This is a genomic window from Dietzia sp. SYD-A1, assembly GCF_015356725.1.
Taxonomy (GTDB): domain Bacteria; phylum Actinomycetota; class Actinomycetes; order Mycobacteriales; family Mycobacteriaceae; genus Dietzia.
In genome coordinates this window covers 1-2148 of the sequence record NZ_JADDKI010000549.1, presented here as the reverse complement: position 1 = coordinate 2148, position 2148 = coordinate 1, and the positions used below count along the sequence as shown (strand labels likewise).

Genomic DNA, 2148 nt, shown 5'->3' with positions numbered 1-2148 from the left:
GGGCAGGGCCCGCAGGCCGCGGCGGACACGGTGCTCCTCACCGCGCTCGCGGCGGCGGCCGCGGTGTGGGCCGCGAGGGAGACCCGAACCGTCATGCGGAGTTTCGACGAGCCTCCCCCGCGGTTCACCCACCGGCTTCTCCCGCGGGGGATCGTGAACGCGTCCCCGGCTCGAGAGGAGTGAGACGTGACGGTCCCCGCGACCACACATCCGAGGTCCACGGTGTCCACCGGGAGCAGGGTCGTCGCCCACCGGGGGGCGTCGGCCGAGTATCCGGAACTCACGCTCGTCGCCTATGAGAAAGCCCTCGAACAGGGCGCGACGGCGCTCGAGGTGGATGTACGGCTCACCGCGGACGGAGTCCCCGTGCTCCTCCATGACCCGCGGACCGCACGCGTGGCGGACCGCGACCTGTGGGTCCACTCCACCACTCTCGACGAGTTGTCGACCCTCGACCTCGGCTCCTGGCACCCGGTGCACCGCAGGTCCGAGCCGCTTCTCACCCTGCGCAGTCTTCTCGTCATGGCCGAGGCGTACCCGCACGTGAAGTTGTTCCTGGAGACCAAGCACCCCGTGCCCACCGGTGGTCGGGTCGAGGTCGCGCTCCGGGACGAGCTGAGGTACTTCGGGCTGGATCGCCCCGCCTCGCACGCCGAGTCCCGGGCGCTCATGATGAGCTTCTCCGTGATGGCGGTACGACGGTTCCGGCAGTTGGCCCCGCAGGTTCCGACGGTGCAGCTGCGCGAGCGGGGCAACGTCCTCAAGTCGTGGCCGGCCGAGGGGTTCGGCGCCCAGTTGATGGGCCCCAGCATCGGGGCACTCCGTGCGCGTCCCTGGCTGGTCGACTACTGGAGGTCGCGGGGGATGGGCACCTACTGCTGGACCGTCGACGACCCGGCCGACATGCTCCTGTGTCGCGACCTCGGCGTGGAGTGGGTGGCGACCAACGTCCCGTCACGTGCCCGAGCCGTCCTGGACGGGCCCGCCCGCAGTTCCTGACCCGCCGGACGGGCCGCGCTGACGCACCGTATCGTTGTGCCCGTGGGTAGACGTCAGCGCCATAATGAGCCCAAGTCCGGCGGCAACCGCCAGGCCAAGATCGCCGCTCGCGCGGCCGAGCGTGAGGAACTGAGCACCCAGCCCAGGCCTTTCGCGGGGTTCGCGGGGGAGTGCGACATGGTCGCCATGCGCGAGTTCGTTCCGTCGGCGACCGCGCGGCTGACCACCAGTAGCCAGAAGCGCGAGATCACCCTGGCGACCGTCCTGCCCGGCGCCATCGCCGGACTGGTGCGTGACGAGGAGCTGGGCGGCGAGGCCATGGTGGGTCTGCAGGTCCAGGTCCACGGGCCCGATCCGGCGGCCGACCTGGCGTACGCGGTGGACTGGGCCTCTCGCGCAGGGGGCGGTGAGACGCTGAACACCTCCCATCCGGACGAGTCCACCCCGGCGTTGGAGGACGTCGTGGTCAAGGACGCGCCGCTGGAGATCGTGGTGCACGGAGACTTCTCGTGGTGGCTCGCCGAGGGAGCCCAGGTCCGTCCCGAGATCGCGCAGGCGATCAAGAACGCCGACGAGGTCATGATGCCCTCGGCCCGGGTCGCGGCGGACGGCATCGAGGCCGCCTGGTGGGTCGACGCGGGCGAGAAGGCCCACATCCGGTGGGTGCGGCCGGAGGACGAGGACGCGCTGTTCGAGGCCCTCGCGCGCGTGCACTCCGCCGGCGGCCTCCACCTGGGCGAGGGGTCGCGTTTCGCGGGGTCCTTCCGCACCCACGGGGTGCTCGTGCCGGTGTTCGACCTGGACCCGGAGATGCACCACCAGGAGTGGGCGCCGGGACTACTCGAACTCGACGCGCGACTGGCTGAGGCGTTGGCGAAGGACGGCCCGCTCAGCTCCGACGAGCGCGCCTCGCGGGACGGTCTCCGGGCACGCCAGGTCACCCTGCGCTGACCGGGCGCCGATCCCAGACCGGCACGGACCCCCGGTCGGGCCCGGGGGCCTCTAGTATCCCCTCGGGCGACCGGCAGCCGGCGGGTCGCCGGGCCGGACGTGTGGCTGGAGGGGGTGTGGCCGGGTGGCCGACCGACCGGGGCGGGACGATGACGAGGCGGCGCCCACCGAGGTGACCGTGCCGCCGTGGTTGCGGAC

At 72.2% G+C, this 2148-nt stretch carries 2 protein-coding genes and 1 pseudogene; all 3 read left to right on the top strand.

What is annotated here, in order from left to right:
* Window positions 1-183 (top strand): annotated as a pseudogene (locus IY392_RS16775) (hypothetical protein); the annotation flags it as partial.
* 3 nt (window positions 184-186) lie between these two features.
* Window positions 187-999, top strand: coding sequence for a glycerophosphodiester phosphodiesterase family protein (locus tag IY392_RS16770; protein ID WP_182613330.1), 813 nt, complete (start codon window positions 187-189; stop codon window positions 997-999).
* A 42-nt stretch (window positions 1000-1041) separates the two neighbouring features.
* Window positions 1042-1950: a DUF5926 family protein gene (locus tag IY392_RS16765; RefSeq protein WP_194861845.1), complete on the top strand. Its 909-nt coding sequence runs from the start codon at window positions 1042-1044 to the stop codon at window positions 1948-1950.
* Window positions 1951-2148: the final 198 nt, after the last annotated feature.